Annotated in this window: 17 protein-coding genes, 1 tRNA gene and 1 pseudogene; 8 read left to right on the top strand and 11 right to left on the bottom strand. The window is 64.0% G+C overall.

Annotation, left to right across the window (positions count from 1 at the left end; translation table 11 throughout):
* A pseudogene (locus F1193_RS17385) lies at positions 1-171 on the bottom strand (IS256 family transposase); the annotation flags it as partial.
* A gap of 111 nt (positions 172-282) precedes the next feature.
* On the opposite strand from F1193_RS17385, the gene F1193_RS02995 reads away from it, so the two are divergent.
* Both F1193_RS02995 and F1193_RS03000 read left to right on the top strand, forming a co-directional pair.
* On the top strand, positions 283-1464 hold the full coding sequence (locus F1193_RS02995; protein WP_150096197.1) for a site-specific integrase: 1182 nt from the start codon (positions 283-285) through the stop codon (positions 1462-1464).
* A gap of 93 nt (positions 1465-1557) precedes the next feature.
* Positions 1558-2718 (top strand): protein NO VEIN domain-containing protein, encoded by a 1161-nt coding sequence (locus F1193_RS03000; RefSeq protein ID WP_150096198.1) that lies wholly within the window; start codon positions 1558-1560, stop codon positions 2716-2718.
* 2 nt (positions 2719-2720) lie between these two features.
* Here the strand turns inward: F1193_RS03000 and F1193_RS03005 are convergent, their stop codons facing one another.
* The 3 genes from F1193_RS03005 to F1193_RS03015 all read right to left on the bottom strand — a co-directional run bounded on the left by F1193_RS03005 (position 2721) and on the right by F1193_RS03015 (position 5122).
* Entirely contained in the window at positions 2721-4205 is a 1485-nt protein-coding gene (locus F1193_RS03005) for a DNA cytosine methyltransferase (RefSeq protein ID WP_150096199.1), read from the bottom strand.
* 29 nt (positions 4206-4234) lie between these two features.
* Complete coding sequence (locus tag F1193_RS03010; RefSeq protein WP_342781785.1) at positions 4235-4699, bottom strand: very short patch repair endonuclease; 465 nt, start codon at positions 4697-4699, stop codon at positions 4235-4237.
* Between the two features lie 168 nt (positions 4700-4867).
* Positions 4868-5122 carry a hypothetical protein gene (locus F1193_RS03015; protein ID WP_150096201.1) on the bottom strand — a complete coding sequence of 85 codons (255 nt, stop codon included), beginning with the start codon at positions 5120-5122 and terminating at the stop codon, positions 4868-4870.
* A 574-nt stretch (positions 5123-5696) separates the two neighbouring features.
* On the opposite strand from F1193_RS03015, the gene F1193_RS03020 reads away from it, so the two are divergent.
* The 5 genes from F1193_RS03020 (at position 5697) to F1193_RS03040 (ending at position 10886) form a co-directional block, all read left to right on the top strand.
* Positions 5697-6410 carry a BRO-N domain-containing protein gene (locus F1193_RS03020; protein WP_150096202.1) on the top strand — a complete coding sequence of 238 codons (714 nt, stop codon included), beginning with the start codon at positions 5697-5699 and terminating at the stop codon, positions 6408-6410.
* A gap of 728 nt (positions 6411-7138) precedes the next feature.
* Positions 7139-7654 (top strand): ribonuclease HI, encoded by a 516-nt coding sequence (rnhA, locus tag F1193_RS03025; RefSeq protein ID WP_150096203.1) that lies wholly within the window; start codon positions 7139-7141, stop codon positions 7652-7654.
* Positions 7651-9474, top strand: coding sequence for a hypothetical protein (locus F1193_RS03030; protein WP_150096204.1), 1824 nt, complete (start codon positions 7651-7653; stop codon positions 9472-9474). Before rnhA ends, F1193_RS03030 begins: the two co-directional genes overlap by 4 nt.
* 429 nt (positions 9475-9903) lie before the next feature.
* Positions 9904-10161 (top strand): hypothetical protein, encoded by a 258-nt coding sequence (locus tag F1193_RS03035; protein ID WP_150096205.1) that lies wholly within the window; start codon positions 9904-9906, stop codon positions 10159-10161.
* A 119-nt stretch (positions 10162-10280) separates the two neighbouring features.
* Positions 10281-10886: a recombinase family protein gene (locus F1193_RS03040; protein ID WP_150096206.1), complete on the top strand. Its 606-nt coding sequence runs from the start codon at positions 10281-10283 to the stop codon at positions 10884-10886.
* A gap of 340 nt (positions 10887-11226) precedes the next feature.
* On the opposite strand, the gene F1193_RS03045 is transcribed toward F1193_RS03040, so the two are convergent.
* The 5 genes from F1193_RS03045 to F1193_RS03065 all read right to left on the bottom strand — a co-directional run bounded on the left by F1193_RS03045 (position 11227) and on the right by F1193_RS03065 (position 14882).
* Positions 11227-11691 carry a hypothetical protein gene (locus F1193_RS03045; protein WP_170263299.1) on the bottom strand — a complete coding sequence of 155 codons (465 nt, stop codon included), beginning with the start codon at positions 11689-11691 and terminating at the stop codon, positions 11227-11229.
* A 255-nt stretch (positions 11692-11946) separates the two neighbouring features.
* On the bottom strand, positions 11947-12360 hold the full coding sequence (locus F1193_RS03050; RefSeq protein ID WP_150096208.1) for a site-specific integrase: 414 nt from the start codon (positions 12358-12360) through the stop codon (positions 11947-11949).
* 226 nt (positions 12361-12586) lie between these two features.
* Positions 12587-12979, bottom strand: a complete 393-nt coding sequence (locus tag F1193_RS03055; RefSeq protein WP_150096209.1) for a NifB/NifX family molybdenum-iron cluster-binding protein — start codon at positions 12977-12979, stop codon at positions 12587-12589.
* Between the two features lie 269 nt (positions 12980-13248).
* A complete protein-coding gene (locus F1193_RS03060) occupies positions 13249-14496 on the bottom strand; it encodes an EAL domain-containing response regulator (RefSeq protein WP_150096210.1) in 1248 nt (415 codons plus the stop codon).
* 164 nt (positions 14497-14660) lie between these two features.
* Positions 14661-14882, bottom strand: coding sequence for an alkylphosphonate utilization protein (locus F1193_RS03065; RefSeq protein WP_150096211.1), 222 nt, complete (start codon positions 14880-14882; stop codon positions 14661-14663).
* A gap of 419 nt (positions 14883-15301) precedes the next feature.
* On the opposite strand from F1193_RS03065, the gene F1193_RS17235 reads away from it, so the two are divergent.
* Positions 15302-18217, top strand: a complete 2916-nt coding sequence (locus tag F1193_RS17235) for an endo alpha-1,4 polygalactosaminidase (RefSeq protein ID WP_210247285.1) — start codon at positions 15302-15304, stop codon at positions 18215-18217.
* 145 nt (positions 18218-18362) lie between these two features.
* Here the strand turns inward: F1193_RS17235 and F1193_RS03100 are convergent.
* Positions 18363-18437 (bottom strand) — tRNA-Val (locus F1193_RS03100).
* Positions 18438-18516: 79 nt separating this feature from the next.
* On the bottom strand, positions 18517-18879 hold the full coding sequence (gene cpdR / locus F1193_RS03105; protein ID WP_126401220.1) for a cell cycle two-component system response regulator CpdR: 363 nt from the start codon (positions 18877-18879) through the stop codon (positions 18517-18519).
* Positions 18880-18964 lie beyond the last annotated feature (85 nt).

Below are 18964 nucleotides of genomic sequence, written 5' to 3' on the forward strand. Positions count from 1 at the left end.
GTCGCGGCCGTCGGGCAGCTTCTCGTCCTTCACCCCGGCCAGGAAGGCCGCGACCTCGGCCTCGATCGCCTGGGCCAAAAGCTGCCGCGCACCGGCGCGCAGCACCTCGGTCAGGGGATCGTCGATCTCGCCGGGCTGACGCAGCCGAACGACAGTGGTCGTCTCGCTCATGGCGTATCGCTCTCCTCTGGAGGGATTGGGCAGGCTGGTTCCCCGCCCCGATACGCCGCCTCTCTCACCCCGTCATCACCCAGATTCCCTTATAGCTCCTTCGGCAGGATGGTGGATGCCTTTCTCACAAAGCAGGGCGTCATCACCGACAAGGAAAGCCGATGGCGCCTGATCGAGGCCCTTTCCCGCGACCTCACCGAAGCCGCTGAAAAGCTCGCCCGGAACGCCGGTGGCGACTACTCGCCCGACAAGTACGCCGAGCGCTTCCCGCCGTGGGAAGGGCCTGATGTAAAGCCCACCACCGACCACACCATCAGCGGATTGGCGCAGGCATGGTTCGACGCGGCGATTGCGCGGGGGGTGCGGCAGAGGGGCGCAAAACGGTTTCGATCGGTCGTGCTCCAGTTCAAGGACGACATCGGGCATGACGATCTTCGACGGGTTACCCCGGCTGTTGTGCAGCGCTGGGGCAACGATCGAAGCGCCGCCGGGAAAGACTCGAAGACGATCAACGACACCGACTTTGCTGCGCTCCGCGCGGTGTTCGCTTGGGGCAAGCGGGCCGGATGGCTCGACACCAATCCCGCCGAGGGCGCCCGGATTGAGGGGCGAGGAAAGACGCGCGTTCGGGAAAGGCATTTCTCCGACGCTGAAGCTGCGGCCCTGTTGCGGTCCGCCCTCGCCACGACCGGAACGCGCCGGGAAGACCCGAAGACCACGGCCGCAAAGCGTTGGGTGCCATGGCTGTGCGCCTACTCCGGGGCTCGGGTCATGGAGATGATCCAAGTTCGGAAGCAGGATGTTCGGGAAGATGCCGGTGGGTGGGTGATCCGGCTCACGCCAGAAGCCGGCGGGATCAAGACAGACGAGTTCCGTGACGTGCCGGTGCATCAGCACCTGATCGAGCTTGGCTTCCTCGACTTCGTGAAGGGGTCGCAGCCTGGGCACCTGTTCTGCAGCGTCGGCAAGGATGGCACGGTCGTGGGGTCATCCGAGGGCATCTACAGCCGCATTCGCAAAGCTGTCCGCGAGGTCGTGACCGACCCGAACGTTCAGCCGAACCACGCATGGCGTTACACGTTCAAGACCAGGGGCGTTGAAGCCGGCATCGAGGAAATCAAGCTTGACGCCATCTGTGGCCACGCGGCTCTCACCCAAGGCCGCAGGTATTCAGGTGTGACACTCAAGGCTCGCATGGAGGCGATGGCGAAGTTCCCCCGATATGAGGTGGACCCGAGCGGGACCTCAACACAAAGCGAAATCGTATCGTCGTCGAGTTCCACAATCTATTGAGGCCGCCCTTGCTGCCGTCTGGCACATCGTGTTCCTACGTGCAAATGCTTCACCTCAGTTGTAGGGTCACGAGCAAGCGAGTCGCAGCGGAGGTTGCTCCGCTTCTCGCATGAGTTCCTGGCCGATCTAATGAAACTCGCAGTCAAGATTCTCACACGCTCCGATCTGACCTTCTTCGAGCCGCTTTACCGGCGGCTCAACGCTGGAAATCAGAAGGCCATCAACCTCAATGCTGATGTGTTCATCAACCGGCTTTATCCTGGAATTCCCGAGGCTGCGCAGCAGACCAATAACGAAATTCTGGTGAAACTCACGATCTTCGGTCCCGGTGGTGCCGGGGCATATACTCTGTCCAGGGCGATCGTGAAGGGGGCGACATACAAGAACTGGCGGCTCAACGGTGAGTTCGTTCGCGATCCGGAGGGGCAGCCTGGGCGTTTCGATGCGCTTGCCGAAGGAGATGTCGCGGTTCTCGGCTTCGAGGGAGAGCCCGTTCCCAGTGCGCTGAAGATCGTGTTTGTCGCTTCCAGTCTGCCCTCCGATCGCGTCCTGCACAATCTGTTGACTGATTACCTGGGCGGGCGGCGGATGGCCGAGATTGACCCGCCCCGGCTCTCACGGATCGCGGACCAAGCGGATGCCGATCATCAGCTGTGGCAGCTCGCGCCCCAGGAGGAGATCGTCGAAGCACTGGAAGATGCTGCGCAAGGTGGGGCCAAGGGATACGAGCGGTTGCTTCGCCACTCCGAGCGAACGATCTCGATGGCCGAACTCGCAAAGGCACGACGCAGAGCCGAGGCAGTGGGGCAGGAAGGCGAAGCCATTGTTCATGCCGTTCTCTGCAACGAGATGGTCACAGGCACCTTGACGGGCGTGGAATGGACAGCGTCGAAGAACGCAGTGAGTCCATTCGATTTTCATGTCGTGACGGCGACGGGCGAGACATCGCGGATCGATGCGAAGTCAACCACCGGGACCTTCACCGCTCCGATCCACATGTCCCTGGCCGAGGTTCGGGAGGCTGCGCAGGACGCCGGCCCCTACCTCATCTACCGTGTCTACGGGATCACTGACGAGGTGGCGAAGCTTCGGCGCTCGGAGGACCTGCGGTCGTTCGCGAAGGAATTGCTGGCGACGTTGGCCCATCTGCCGAACGGCGTGACGCCCGACGCCTTCAGCATCGACGTCAACCAACTCTCGTGGGGAGCCGAGGAGTCGTTCGACCGCAGAGCCGGATCGCCGGACGAGGAATGATCCTACTCGGCGGCAACCTTCATCTGCTCGGCCACGTTCCGCCTGATCGCAGCCTTCAGCGTGCGCAATATCACCGAAGCAAGCCGGTTCGCCATCAGGGGCGGTACGGCGTTTCCGATCTGCCGGAATGCGGGATTCATGGTTCCGCAGAAGACGAACCCGTCAGGGAAGCTTTGAAGCCGGGCAGCTTCCCGAACACTGATCGTTCGGCCCTGATCGCTGTCGTAGTGGATGTGCGAGTAGGTGTCCTTTCCGATGTGGGCCATCAGCGTACGGCTGGGCTGGTCGGGACGAAGCTTCCACCACCTGTTCGGAAACGTGCCCACAGGATACGGCGGGACCATGCGGCGTTTCAGTTCGTCGAGACCACGGGCCGAGAGCAGTTCGCCACGTCGTCTTCGTCGTTCAACCTCTGCCTCGAACAGGCGGACCGCGGTTGCATGGGCAGCGGGATACTCGTCACCGTGTTTCATCGCTCTGAAGATCATGGTGTCGCGAGGCAGGCACCGAATGACGTGGTCGTAGACGCCCTCGATACTCTCGAACCCCGGCCATGAGCGCATGGAGCGAGCATAGGGCGAGAGGTCTGAAGCGTCAGAGTAAGGCTGCAGCTCCGTGAAGCGGCGTGCTCCCCGGCGCAGCTTGCCTTCCAGGTGAAGTGTGATCGGCGGAAGATCACCGATCGCCTCTGAAGCAGAGACTGCCTGAGGCAGATCGGGCGTGCCGACATCCTCCGGCACGAATGCGTCGGCCGAGAACATGTCGATCAGCTTGAAGGCGACGGCCCGAGTACCGGCGTACCCTGACGGGAGATCGGCCCAGTGTGTCGGCTTGGGGAACCTCACGCGCTGACCAAGTCGGCGATGATAGGCGAGAAGGAAGACGCGGTCGCGAAACTGAGGAACGCCGTGGAACGCCGAGTTGATGAGCGTATATCTTGCCTCATACCCAAGGCCGCTCAACGTTTCTGCGATTTCCTGGACAACGTTGTGACCTCCGAAATTGAGGATGTCCGGCACATTCTCCATGAGGATGGCGAGCGGCTTGGTGCGGCGAACATAGTCGATGTAGCGGAGATAGAGGTTGGCCCGCGGATCCACCTTGAAGGCTTCAGGATGCTCGGCAACCTCCCGCAGCTTCGCGCGGCCTACCCGCGCATACGCCTGACAGGGTGGGCCGCCGACCAGCACATCGAATGCGGTATCGCAGGGCCCAAGGCCCAACTCATCGGTCAGCTCATCGGGTTCAGTGACCGTGATGTCCCGAGCACGGGCCGCTCGAACAAATGCTTCAGGCTCGATATCGCGATGAAAGTTCTGTGCGTGGGATGCCGCGGCGAGGGGATCAAGCTCGACAGCTGCCCCGATCACAAAGCCGGCTCGATGGAACCCCAAGGATAGACCGCCGCAGCCCGCAAAGAGATCAAGAACCCTCGGCCTTTCTCCTTGAGTGAGGCGATCCAGCTTCCTGCTGATGACATCGGGCATTAGTCGGGAAGCTCCGCTCTTCTCGCTTGTCACTCCACCAGAAACCGGCGCAGCGACTCCTTCAGGGCTGCACCTTCTCTGGTTTCGCATTCCCAGACAACCATCACCTTCCATCCCGCCTCATTCAGGCGGTGGATTACCTCCCGGTCTCGCTCTCGATTTCGCTCCAGTTTCGCCGACCAGAATTCGTGTCTTGTCTTCGGCATGTATGCAAATCGGCACCCTTCATGGCGGTGCCAGAAGCATCCGTGAACGAATATCACCTTACGCCGCCCAGAGAAGACCAAGTCAGGCCGTCCCGGAAGTTTGTCGACGTGAAGGCGGTACCGGAAGCCCAATGCATGAACGGCTCGCCTGACCACCATTTCGGGCGAGGTGTCTTTGCACCGAATCCGACTCATCAGCCGTGACCTTTCGTCAGGCGTCATTCGGTCCATTCCGTGCCTCCGACCCGAAGGTCCGCTTGCAGCAGGCAAGTCCGCCACATTCCCCATTTCGTCCAGCACTTCGTCTCGCGCCACATGCAAAACGCCGGCTTGCTCGTACCCAGGCGAGAACGGCCGCGAACAATTCGGTCAAGGAGCCTCCTCGAGTCTGGACGGAACCGGCCAATGGCCTGCTGCATTGCGGGACCAAGCCAAGGCCGGTTCTGTCGCTCGGCATCAGGTGCCGGTGAACTCGGCGAGGTCCGCCGGCACGTCGCCGACCTTCGCGAGATTTTCCGCGTCGTCGAACTCGCCGATGGCCGGGTCACCTGTCCGGCTGAACGCGACCGCGCCGCCGTGGGTCCGGGCGATCAACGAGGCTCTCGCTCGTGCGGCCGTGGCGCTCGGGACCTCGACACCGTCCAAGGCGATCAGGTTGCCGTCGTCGTTCCGGGTGAAGGGCAGGACGGCGAAATATGTGATCCGGGACACGGACTCTCTCCCGCTCAAGCCGGGTCATTCTGCCACGGTTCAGCAGGAAAGAACATAAGAGGAACAATTGCTGGGCCGGATGGCGATGAGGCCGCCGCGCCACGACGATCAAGGACGCGTCAAATTGGCGCTGATGATCGTCCACCGGGTCAGCGGCATAGGCACTACTACTTACTTTGGTGACAAATTTGTCACACGACCCGCGCCAATCCTTTGCAGGAACAAGGCGCGGAGTGGAATGCAAATCCAGTAACCCATTGATCGCGCTAGCGTCTGCGTTGACGGCTACGCCGGAGGCGCCCATATTGCGCCTACCGCACGTCCTAACCCTGGGGCACGGCGAGCGCCCACCAATAGCTCGCCCCCAAGACCATCAGGTCCAAGCCGGCAGTTCTGTTCGGACTGCCAACGACGTGTCGCGTGGAATCGCGATTGTCATCGGCTGCAATCCGGCAAGCCCCTGACGGTAATTGGGTCCGGTCCGGCCAGTTGGCTCGGACCATCCAGACTTCCCGCGAACAGCGGGCGGCTATCTTCACGTCATCGCCATTCCGGTGGCCACCAAGGAAACTGCATGTCGAACTACGACTTCAATCAACTCATTCGGGACGTCGAGCCTTCTTCTTCTATCGAAGTTATCGTCCATGAGGGACGGGCTTTATTTTCAGTCGACGACTGCTTGAATAATCTATCAATTTTTACGAACGAAGAAGCAGCGCAGTGGCTTCGTCGATTGTCAGATCGCGAGAAGATCGACGTTCCCTTTACCGAGGATGGCGAGATATTCTCTGGCCTTACAGAAGCCGGCGCCTACCGCCTCATGGTTCAGTCGGATCACCCGGGTTCCGGTCCATTTCGTGAATGGTTGCTTCGTGAAGTCATGCCAGCGATCAACCTGTACCCAGAGCCGGATACTGTAAGCTGGCTGGTCGACATGCTCGCTGAGCACCTTGAGATCCGGCCGGGCGCCCCATTCGACGAACGAGACAAAAAGTTTGACATCGCCTTTTCACTGTCGACGTTCTACCGCGTAGTTCTTAGGTCTACCGAAACAACTGCCCAGCCCATTCAGGATTGGGTGTTCGGCGAGATCGTACCTGCAATTCGTCGCGAAGGAAGATACCAAATCCCCGCGTGGCAAAAAGGACTTCTACAGTCAGCGTTTAGCCGAGCGCTCCGGGACCATTCTGATGAGCTCAAGAAGTTCGTGGATTGCTTGACGCCGAGTGAAATTGCGGATGCTCCAGTTTCTATTCGGGTCGTCAGTTTGGATGACATTATGGATTGACGGCGGGCGGTTCTTCGGTCGCTCACACGACCCTCAGAACATGATTCTGTCGCCGTATTCGTGATTGGCCTGACTTCCGGCACGTGGCCACGGGCACCGGCAACGCTTTCGAGCGACGGCGGGCCCGTGGTCGCCCATCGACGTAGCCTGTACCGCAGCGTGACATGGCACGCTTGCCGGTGTTCGGCCTCGTGACCCGCGAGACATCGCCGACACCACCCACATCCGCCAAGCCTACCGCGAGGCCACCAAGCCGAGCCCGGCGCCCGCGTCCGTGCCCTTCACCCAAGACGACGCCGACTGACGTGATGAAGCTCCACCGGCTCGCTGAGCGCCGGACCACCGATCCTGCAGCCGGCAAGATCTAGCGGCCAAGCCATCGAAGTGATTGGTTGCGTAACAGCACACCCCACCGTGATCCGTCGTCTCTGACGCGTTCAGCATGACGTTTTGCGGCGACGCTCTGGATGGCCCCCAGCGAGGCCAGGGCGGGCGGAAACCGGACCCTTAGAGGTGGAAAGGCGACCGAGAATAGCCGCCAGAGAGCCCTCCCGGGGCCGCGCAGAAGCCGTCGAAATAGGTGCCACAACAGCACAAGACGAACCGTCCGCGGAGCGACCGAACGTGACGCGTTCACGGTTCCCTATCACCGCCATCGAAGAACGACACGGAGACCGCCCCCCACCGGCCCGCCGCTGCCGTTCGCCATCATCATCACAAAAAGGACCATGACGACCGCGAAAACCACTCACACCACCGCCTACGCCGATGGCTCCTGCCTCGGCAATCCCGGCCCCGGAGGATGGGCCGTTCTCATCATCACCGCCGATGGCGCCTCCCGCACCTTGAGCGGCGGCGAGCCGAACACCACCAACAACAGGATGGAGCTGACGGCCGCGATCACGGCGCTCAACGCGCTGCCGGCCGACGCTCCCGCCTTGCTGTTCCTGGACTCCGAATACGTGGTCCTCGGAGTCAATGAGTGGCGCCCCCGATGGGAAAGCCAAGGCTGGCGTAACGCGAACGGAAAGCCCGTCGCCAACGCCGACCTGTGGCGTCAGCTTTTCGCCGTCGTTGATGCGCGGCCCTTGGTCGAGTTGCGATGGGTCCGAGGCCATGCCGGCCACCGTGGCAACGAGATCGTCGATCGCCTTGCCCGCGCGGAAGCCGAGAAGGTTCGGCTGGCAACGACAGGAAGCCGCTGCCTGACAACGAACGCCGCTGCTGAGGGGCTTGCACAATGAACATGATGCTGACCCCGGCATCGATCAGCGACGCGGTCGCGCTCCCCGCCTTCGCTGCCATCGGCACCACCACCGCAACCAACCTCGCATCGCGCACGATTGCCTCGCTGCGGCAGAACTTCGCCGAGATCGGCCACGCACCGACACCTGAGATGTGGACCGCCTTGCAGGACGTGGCGAACACGTTGGAGCGCATGGCGGAAGGCACGGCCGATCCGGTCGTCTACCTCTCCAGCCTCGACCCCGGCGTCGGCAAGACCTCGACGGTGATCCACTTCATCCGAGCCCTGCTTGCTTCCTCGGCGCACACCGACGTTGCCGTTCTCGTGTGCGTCGGCCGGCGTGAGCAGATCGAGGCCATCGTCCAGGAGGCCGCTCTGGAGCCGGCAGACTTCGCGGTGCTCACCAGCGACGAACGCCTCAACGCCCTCGGCTGCGGCGACGCGAACCACGCCCGTGTGCTGTTCACGACGCACAGCATGATCGAACATCGATGCGAGGGGCGTTGGTTCCCGGAGGTGTCGGCCTTCCACTATCGAGGGCACGTCCGCGCCGTGCGCATCTGGGACGAGGCGATCCTGCCGGGGCAGGCGTTGACCATCGGCCGCGATGATCTCGCCTTCCTGTTCAAGCCGCTGCGGGGAACGCATCCCGAGTTGGCTGGCGACGTGGAGACGCTCTTCACCAAGCTGGGCGAGATGGAAGACGGCACGATCCTCCAGGTCCCCGATCTGGCCGAGCATCATGGCGTGTCGCTGAACGATGCGCTGCATCTCGTTGATGGCGGCTCGGCCGATCAGATCGCGGCGGTGGAGGCGCTGTGGTTCCTGTTCGGCAAGATGGCGACCGTGCGTCGCGATGGCGCCTACGGCAACACGATGCTGGATTACCGGGAGACCCTGCCCGAAGGCATCCAGCCGCTGCTTGCGCTCGACGCTTCGGCGCGTGTGCGGACGGCCTATGACCTGTGGCACGACAACCGTGGTGGGCTCGTGAAGCTCGCCACAGCAACGAAGAGCTACGACCGGCACACCATCCACATCTGGTGCCGATCCGGCGGGAAGTCTGCCTTCCGCAAGTCGGGGCCGGAGCTGATCGAGGGCATCGTCGAGACGATCCGCACCCGACCGGATGAGGAGTGGCTCGTCATCCACCACAAGAACGCGGGCGCAGACCTGGAGGCAGCGGTGACACGCCTCCTGCCCGGCGTTCGTGTCCACTTCGTGAACTGGGGACGACACGACGCCACGAACGCCTTCGCCAACGTGCCGAACGTGATCCTGGCCGGAACGCTGTTCTACCGGACATCGCACTACGAGGCCGTAGGACGGATGGCGTCGGGGCGACCGTCCTCGACAGGGCCGTTCCCGTCATCCGAGATGAAGACGGTCATGGCCGGCGAGAACAGCCACCTGATCCTTCAGGCGCTATGTCGTGGTGCCGTTCGTCGCTGTGTCGATGGTGGGTGTCCCGAGACGCGGACCTACATCATCGCCAGCACCCGAAGCGGCATTCCGGCAGCACTGCCTCGCATCTTCCCCGGTGTGCGGGTTCTCCCGTGGCGACCGATCCAGCGACCGCTCTCGGGCAAGATCGGTGAAGCGGTGGCGTTCATCAAGGAACGGCTTGAGGCCGATCCGACCGCCACCGTCACCTTCGCCGACGTGAGGAAGCACATCGGTGGCATGGATGCGTCGAACTTCATAAAGACGGTCCGGCAGCACCCGATGTTCATCGAAACGCTCGCCGAGGAGGGCATCGTGGAGTGTGGGACGGGTCGTCGTCTGACCGGGTTCAAACGCCTGTTCGAGCCGATCTGATCTAACGACAAGGAGAGCCGGGATCGGTGACCCCGGCCCTCGCCGGTTGATGTGGTACTCGGACGTATAAAGACCCTTTATACAAAAAAGTACCACATCGACACTTGTCAAAGCCCAGCGCTGTCGGGCTGGCGTGTCGCCGGTTCTGCTCTGATCGCAGTTTCGGAGCCGGCGGGGAGCCAGAGGGGGCCGACCGAAACGCCATCGGCGTCATTCGGCGCTTGGCTGTGAGCGTAGGACTGCGCCGGGGGAACCGTGGATGGGACCCGGTGGAAAATGACCCCACCCCCTCACGATGTTTTGGCAGAAATTTTCGAGACGCCCCCTCGAACTTCGTCGCTGCGGAAAATCCCCCGTGGGTGGGGTCGTCGCTGACTTGCCTCGGCGTGGGTTGATGCCGACCACCACCGCCGCGCCATCCCGCCGGCCATGGTCAGCCGCATCGTGTCGCCACCCATCCTCCAGCCCGGCGAAACGCTGGACGGTGCCCCTGCCCTGCTGCTGACGGTCGGCCCTGACCGCTGGCCGGTGTTGATCGCCCCCGACGATTTCGACCACGTGACCACCGCCACCGGCTTCAAGCTGTGGGGTGTCCAGGGACGAAATGTCGTCGTCGGGGATGACGATCCACGGGCCGGACGGCCTCGGGTCGTCGGAGAGCACCAGCCGACTGCGGATGTCCGCTAGACCACGGCCTATTGGGACGTCCGGTTCCGCGTTCGGTCGCGTCCAATAGCACCATTCTTGACATTCTGGACGCCAACGACTCCAATGCCTAGACCCATTCGGACACTTGGAGCCGCGTCATGCTCATCGGATACGCCCGGACATCGACTACTGAACAGGAGGCCGGGCTGGAGGCCCAGCTTCGTGACCTCACCGCCGCCGGATGCGAGCGGGTGTTCTCAGAGCGGGTGTCGTCGGTGGCACCACGGGCCGAGTTGGAGGCGGCATTGGCGTTCGTGCGCGATGGCGACACGCTGGTGGTGACGAAGCTCGACCGCCTCGCCCGAACCGTCACCAAGGCCTGGGAGGTCGTCGAGCGGTTGGAGGCCAAGGGCGTCGGCCTCCGCATCCTCAGCCTTGGCGGTGACATCGTGGACACCCGCAGCGCCACCGGGAAGCTGATCCTCACGATCTTCGCCGGCTTCGCCCAGTTCGAACGCGAGATGATGCTGGAGCGGCAGCGGGAGGGGATCGCCAAGGCCAAGACCGAAGGCCGCTATAAAGGCCGCAAGCCCACCGCTCGGGCCAAGGCCGAGGAGGCCCGCCGGCTCCACGCCGAGGGCAAGACGGTCACAGAGGTTGCCAAGGCCCTTGGGATTGGGAGGGCGAGCGTCTATAGGGCGATCGGGCCCCAACTCATAACCAAGCCCATGCAGTTGATCTGGCCCCAGCAATCGCCGAATTGAAGGTGGTGGTCTCCACGTCGCTGGAGGCGCCAGCGGTCACCGAATACAGGTTCGTCAGCTCATACGCCGGCTCCGAATGCAGCCGCGCTGCTGGGGTTTTTCCGCGGATGCGTGAGCCCATCTGTCTTTTTGATCTATCAGCCGGCAAGGAGGTCACGAGCGAATTGCCGAGCACCCTCAAGCTCTTGATTTTTCACCTGATCGCGTTCCAAGGCCTTACTGTCTGTTCGGAAACTCGATTGGAGCAGTTACCCCTCATGGGATCTGGGGTGTGCGGCAGGATACCAAGCGGCGCCCTTTCTTCCGGCGTGGGTGCCCGTTCCACGCCAAGTGGTTAGTTCTAAGAAGCCGGTTTTCCCATTATTTCTAGAAGGCTTATGAGGGCATACGTTCCGGTGGAGAATGCGATGATCCCGGCCATAGTGAGGTAGAATGATATCATTCTAATCCACTTCAAATACTTGGTGGTGGTTTCGTCCTGTTCGTATTCAGACCGGATATATGCAGCCCATAGGCAGCCAAAATAGGCGACGCCAGAGGCCATTATACCGCCCCAGAAATACTTGGCTTGGGTTGCAGCAAGGCTAGAAACTGCAAGGAGCAAAGAAAGCTCATTGATACCGCTTACGGAGGCGGCAACAGTCGCAAGCGCCACCCCGTTCGCAACAAGCGCGTATCCCGCAATGGACTGAACCAGCCCTTCAATTCGTGTCTCGAACATATCCCAAATGCCTACCAGTTCCCGTAATGTTCGCCAATGCCGCCCTCGCTGCATCCACAGGCAGCGAATTACACGCTGACTCATGAATGGCGCGTTCCTGATGATCTCGGCACCATCCCGAGCGCGACATCCAGACAGCGACAAACCAACGAATGCAACCGGAATTAGGGCATGGATGGTCCTTGCCGGCCGGGAACTGGACTGGCCCACGCCCTGATCAGAAGCGGTCAGAAAACTCCTAATCTTTCAACGCCTCGCGGGTTGGGTTTTTCAATCTATTTCTGGGCACCAAGCGCTAACCGCGGCGCAATCCCAGCCCCTCGATGGCACTCGGCGGCTTCAGGCCGGTGACGTTTTCCGTCGGGACCTGGAGCGGAACGCCCGAGCCGTAACGTCGTCCGTCGCCTCGCCGACGCCTTCGAGGCTGTGGCCAGTGAGAGCGTCGTGAACCACCTCCTCGATGCGGGCGGCACGGCACATGTCCTTGAAGGTGTGCCGGGGCGAGTGGAAATCCTTGCGCCGATCGTCACCGACGATCCCCAGATGGACGCGGCGCCACCGGCTGAACCACTTCGACCACGCCGCCTCCCACCGGGTGGCTTTCTTGCCACGCGGCTCCAGGCCGGGGAACAACAGCGCAGTGTTGCTTGTCGCATCGCTTCGGCGCATCGCGACAAAGTCCAAGAAACCCACATCGCGCATGATGGGGTGAATGGGCACCCGACGCCGCGACGACCTCGCCTTCAGCTTCACGCTACAGAGGGCTTTCCATCCGCCCCCCCGAGCTGATACACCAAGCGCATCCGGCGGAGCGAAAAGCCCTTTGATATCAGCGCAATAGGCAACTGTCCCGACAGTTCAATCCTGTCCGGCAGCACCAGCCCGCTTCCCGAAAAACCGGCAGAAACGCCCTCGCGATCTGGGGCTTGCGGGATTTGTGGCTTGCACGATCTGGGGCTTGCCGGAGGCGTCCCTGCCCTCAGTGCCGCGAGAACAGATCGCGCAGCTTGCACAAGGTGGTGGTGATGTCGAAGCGCGGGTCGGGCAGCGCCTCGCCTGCGAGGATGCGCGTCAGCGCCTTTTGCGGGTCGGTCTCGCCGGTCAGCAGCACGTCGGCGCCGCGCGTCTTCATGTGGCGCAGGAAGCCGTCGCCGGCACTGCCCGCGACGATGATCTCGACGCCGTCCAGCGGGTGCGGCCCCTCATTGTTGAAATAGTGGAACACCTGGTCCCCGGTCAGCTCGACGCGGGCGGGCTCGGGCAGCGGCGCGCCGTCGCGATGGCCCGACAGGTCGTAGAGCAGCCAGCAGGCCGCCTTCCCGGCATGGCCGCTGACCGTGGCCCAATCCCTGGTGGCGACGGCGATCTTCATGACTCGGCATCCATCCCGCGAGGCGTGCGCGCCGCCCGCCATCACCGCCGGTTTTGGCACCGGCGAAGCCGCACGGTCAACCGCGCCCTCCCCCTCCCGCTTTCGCAGGCTCGTACCAAAATGCGTCGCAGAAGAACTCGGCTTCGCAGCCGAAGTTGAGCAGTCTCCGCAACCGTGAATACCGGTTTGCAGAAGAGACTGCGACACCTCAAAAAGCCTGGAGCGCCCGATCTGATGCGGCAGATCGGCTCTTGCACCAGCGGCGCGCGTCAGCGGCAGCGGGCGTGCTGATCCTCGACCCAGGCGGCGAGCGCCGCGGCATCGAGCGGGCGCGAGAACATGCGTCCCTGCACCAGCGCGCAGCCGGCCTCGGCCAGCCGATCGAGCGTCATCGCGTCGTCGACGCCGTCGGCAACCAGCATGATGCGGAAATGCCGGGCCAGCAGGATAGCGGCCTTGGCCACCTGCCAGGAGCAGTCCTGGCTGGCGCAGTCCTCGCACGAGCTCTTCTCGCAGCCCTCCTGCCCGCAGCCCACCTCCTCGCCGGAGGCCGGCTCGGTGATGCCGGCGCCGGGCCGGCCGGCGGCGAGCAGGCTGCGGTCGAGCTTGACCTGGTCGAGCGACAGGCGGGCCAGCGCGCGCAGCGACAGCAGGCCACAGCCGAACTGCGTCAGGCCGATGCGCACGCCGCGGCGGCGCAGCCCGGCCAGGATGGGGCCGATGCGCTCGGCCTGCGCCATCGCCACGCCCGCGGGAATCTCCAGCACCAGGGTGGAGGCCGGCACGCCGGCGGCCGCCACGGCGGCGCCGATCTGGTCGGCGAGATCGGCCTCCGCCAGCCAGGCCGGCGGGACCGGCAGCGCGACGCGGAAGCCGCCATGGCGCCGCACCAGGCCGGCGCAGGCGGCAAGGGCGCTGCCCAGCAGCGCCCCGATGCCGCGGTCGGCCTCGCCCAGCAGCACCTCGCACCCGACCGGCGCGCCGGTGACCACGTCGATGCGCGGCTGGAACAGAATCCGGGGCTCGGCCAGTGCCCGCGGCGGATCGCCGGCGGCACCCGCAGGCGCCGTCTCCGGCGCCTGTCCGGTCGGGATCGCCTGCACCAGCGCCTGGCGCAGCACGGCAATGCTGAGCGGCTTGGGGATCGGGCCGCGCACGTCCAGGCCGAGCTTGCGGCCGACGCGGACCGCCGGCGGCGGCATGATCTCGCCGCTGCCGCTGATCACCACCACCGGCGTGTCCTTGAGCGCGCTGGCCATCGCCTTCAGCGCCTGGATGCCGTGGCGCTCGGCCAGCGAGAGATCGAACACCACGCAGGCCGGAGGGCCTTCATCAAGGCAGTGCAGCGCCTCCTCCGGCGTCGCCGCCCCGGTCGACGCATAGCCGAGCTGGGCGCCGATGCGGCAGATGATGGTGCGCTGGACGAGATCGTCGTCGATCACCAGGAGGCGCGGCGCCGGCCGCACGGCGGAGGATGGGCAGGCGCCCAAGGCGAAGCGGGGCTGGGTGTGCGGCATGGTGCGCGCTCCGGGCCGGCAGCGGCCTGTCTCGGAGAACCACGGCCGGAACCCGCCGACACTAGACCCGTACCTCCTAATGATTTCGCAACAAGATGATTTCGCAACCAGTCGGACGGCGTCCGGGCGATCCCGCAAGAACGCGCGGCGGCGGCCGCCGCCGCTCAGGCCTTCCGGAGGAACTCGGTCTTCAGCACGAGACCCTTGACCTGCTTGGTGTTGCACTCGATCTCGCCGGGATTGCCGGTCAGCCGGATGCCCTTCACCAGCGTGCCGCGCTTGATGGTCTCCGACGTGCCCTTGACCTTCAGATCCTTGATGACGGTGACGGAATCGCCATCCGCAAGCTGGTTGCCGTTGCTGTCCCGGACGATCTCGTCGCTCATGTCTTTTTCTCCCAACTGCCGGTCCCTGCAGGTTCCGGTCCCTTCAGGTTCCGGTCCTGGCGAACCCGGCCTGACGATGCCGCGTGTGGTACGCCAGGAAACATTGGGCGGAAAAGGATTTTTCAACGACGGGCCGGCGGGGCGCCGCCTCTCCAGGCCGGATCTCGCGTGAAGCCCTGCCGGGCACCCGCGAGCGGAGGGGCGCCCTCGACCCCGCGCATCAAGGCGCGGGAAGCACGACAGTCGGATGCCGTGACCGGATGCAAAGCATGCGGCCTTCCGCATTGCTTCGCCTGCACCGTCTGCAAGAAATCGGCATATTTCTAAGCAAATGCGACGCTCGCCGGTCATCGCAAGAAAATATTTTTGATCTACAGACGTAGGATTGAAATTCCGCGCTCATTTTGAGGGTTAACTCAATGGCATTGACCGGCATATATGTTCTTCAAGAAGTTTCTCCGACTGAGATCGCCGCTGCGCCCGTCGACGTCAAGATTGTCGAAACCTGCGATGACAACGGGACGGCCTTCGCGGCCGAGCAGGTTTCGACAATGACATCCGGCAGCGGACTCGTGCTGGGCTATTTCAGCCTGGGTGAGGCGGAAGACTATCGCAGCTATTTTTCGTCGATTCCGGAAACCATACTGGGTCCGGCCGATCCGCAATGGCCGGGCTGCTACGAGGTCGCCTACTGGACGGCGGAATGGCTGAAGGTCGCCAAGACCGAAGTCACCAAACTCATCGAGGCTGGCTATGACGGCGCCTATTTCGACGTCGTCGACACCTTTCAGACCGACTGGGCGCAGGCCAACGCCCCCGGCGGCGACGCAGCCGGGGCGATGAAGACGCTGGTCGAGGCGCTGTCAGCCTACGCCAAGTCCCTGGATGCAGACTTCAAGATCTGGGTCAATGGCGCCGAGGAGCTGCTGACCGACGAAACCTATCTCGACGCCATCGACGGCATGCTCAAGGAGAACTTGTTCTACAATTCCGACGGCAGCGCGCAGATTTCCGCCGAAGATACGGCGTTCATGCTCGATCATCTTCATCTCGCCACCGCCGCGGGCAAGCCGGTGATCGATATCGAATATGTCGCCGGGAACGCCGGCAAGGTCGCCGACGTCTACGCCAAGGCCGCCGCGGCCGGGCTGGGAATCTATGTCGCCGAACTCGACCTGGCCGGGATCGACTATGCCGACAACCCGTTCATCTCGTCGAGCGACGACATCCTCGACGGCCGCAAGGGCGTCTTCACGCTGGCCGGCGGGCTCGGCGACGACACCTACATCACGGACGGCGACGACACCATCACCGAGGACGCCGACGCCGGCACCGACACGGTGACGGCATCCGCGAGCTTCGTGCTCGGGGCCAATCTCGAGAACCTGACGCTCATCGGCAAGGCGGCGATCAACGGCACCGGCAACGGCCTCGACAATGTGATTATCGGCAATGCCGCGGCCAACCTGATCGAGGGCGGCGCAGGCAACGACACGCTGACCGGTGGCAAGGGGATCGACACGGCCTCCTACGCCGATGCCGAAGGCCCCGTGACGGTGAGCCTTGCCATCACCGCCGCGCAGGATACCGGCGGCGCCGGCACCGACACGCTGAGCGGCTTCGAAAACATTCTCGGCTCGGCCTTCGCGGACACGCTGACCGGCGACGCCAAGGCGAACCGCATCGACGGCGGCGCGGGCGCCGACGTCATGGCCGGCGGCGCCGGCAACGACATCTATATCGTGGATGACACCGGCGACACCGTCACCGAGCTTGCGAAGCAGGGCACCGATTTGGTGCTGGCGTCGGCGAGCTTCACGCTCGGCGGCAATGTCGAGACGCTGGTGCTGACCGGCTCGGGCAACATCAACGGCACCGGCAACGCCCTGGCCAACAGGATCACCGGCAATGGCGGCAACAACCGGCTCGATGGCGGGGCGGGCGCCGACATCCTGGCCGGCGGCCTGGGCGACGACACCTACGTGGTCGACAGCGCCAAGGACGTGGTGAAGGAGCTGGCGGGCCAGGGCACCGACACGGTGGAGGCCAGCATCAACTACATGCTGGGGGCGACGCTGGAGAAGCTCGTCCTCACCGGCGCCGCCATCAAGGGCACGGGCAACACGCTCGACAACACCATCACCGGCAATGACGCCGCCAATTTGCTCAGCGGCGGCGCGGGCGCCGACACGCTGATCGGCGGTGGCGGCGACGACACCCTTCTCGGCGGCGCCGGTGCCGACACCAATATCGGCGGCGCCGGCAGCGATACGGTCAGCTATGCCGCCTCCAAGCTGGGCGTCAAAGTCGACCTGACCGAGCATGTGAGCTCGGGCGGCGACGCCGAGGGCGACACCTTCGACGGCATCGAGAACCTGACCGGTTCGGCAAAGTCCGACGACCTCAATGGCGACGACGCCGCCAACCGATTCGATGGCGGGGCCGGCAACGACGATCTCGGCGGCGCGGCCGGCAACGACGTCCTGAACGGCGGCGCCGGCAACGACTGCATCAATGGCGGCGCCGGGGCGGACATCCTTTGCGGCGGGGCCGGCGCCGACACGTTGGACTATTCCACCGACACATCCGGCGTGAGCGTGACATTGATCTACGGTGCGGCAGCCTGGGTCTCCGGCGGCGAGGCCGAAGGGGATATCGCCACGCTGTTCGAGAATGTCGTCGGCGGGACGGGAAACGACGTCCTGACCGGCGACAGCCGTGCCAACCATCTCGTCGGCAATGACGGCGACGACATCCTGATCGGCGGCGCCGGCAGCGACACGCTGATCGACTGGTCCGGCAACAACACCTTCATCGGCGGGGCCGGCGCCGACATCATGTCCGGCTCGGCCGAGGGAATCGACACGGTCAGCTACGCCGACTCGCCGATCTCGTCCAAGGGCGCCGGCGTCACCGTGAGACTGGGGAGCGGCGGCAGCGTGACGGTGGCGGCCGGCGCCAGGACCGACGCGGCCGGCGACAGGATCGCCTATATCGACAACATCATCGGCAGCAGGGGTCGCGACACGCTGACCGGCAACGAGCTCGCCAACCGCCTTGAGGGGGGCGCCGGTGCCGACACCCTGGCCGGCGGCGGCGGGGCGGACACGTTCGTGTTCGAGGCCGGGTTCGGAAACGACAGGATCACGGATTTCGGCGTTGCCGACGACGTGATCCAGTTCGATTCGGACCTGTTCGCCGACTATGCCGCCGTGCTGGCCGCCGCAAGCCAGGTCGGCGCCGACACCGTCATCGCCTTCGATGCGGAAAATACGCTGACGCTGGCGAATGTGGAGAAGTCGTCGCTCCTCCTCGCCAATTTCGACCTTGCCTGAGAGCCGGGGCCGGGGGGCGAGGGGGCGGCGCGTCGAAGGACGCAAGGGCAGCCGCACGGCCTGCCGGGCTCGGCCTGCCGGGCCATCTCGCAATCTTGGGCCGGGGTATTTGGCCGAGACCTTCGGCCGGGGTTCGGGCAGGGAATGGTGGGCGCGACAGGGATCGAACCTGTGACCCCTACGATGTCAACGTAGTGCTCTCCCGCTGAGCTACGCGCCCGAACCGGACGGCCGATCACTCGGCCGCGGGAGCAGGACCTATAATGACACTGGAGCGCCGCTGCAAGCGGGTCTGTGCATTACGCGGCCTGCAACATGCGCTGGACCTCGTTGACGAGGTCGCGCAGGTGGAACGGCTTCGACAGCACCTTGGCGTCGCGCGGCGCCCGCGAATCGGGGTTCAGCGCCACCGCGGCGAACCCGGTGATGAACATCACCTTGATGTCGGGATCGAGCTCGGTGGCGCGGCGCGCCAGCTCGATGCCGTCCATCTCCGGCATCACGATGTCGGTCAGAAGCAGTTCGAACGGCTCCTCGCGCAACCGTTGATAGGCCGAAAGGCCATTGTCGAACGAAACCACCTCGTAGCCGGCATTCATCAGCGCCTTCACCAGAAAGCGCCGCATGTCGTTGTCGTCTTCGGCGAGCAAGATCTTGGACATCGCGCCCCGTCCTGGCATTGCGTTCCCTACATAAACGAACGTCTGGGTAAAAGGGAGGTTAGGGCCGCGCCGGAATCTCGCACAA

The sequence above is a fragment of the Blastochloris sulfoviridis genome, from assembly GCF_008630065.1.
Taxonomy (GTDB): Bacteria; Pseudomonadota; Alphaproteobacteria; order Rhizobiales; family Xanthobacteraceae; genus Blastochloris; species Blastochloris sulfoviridis.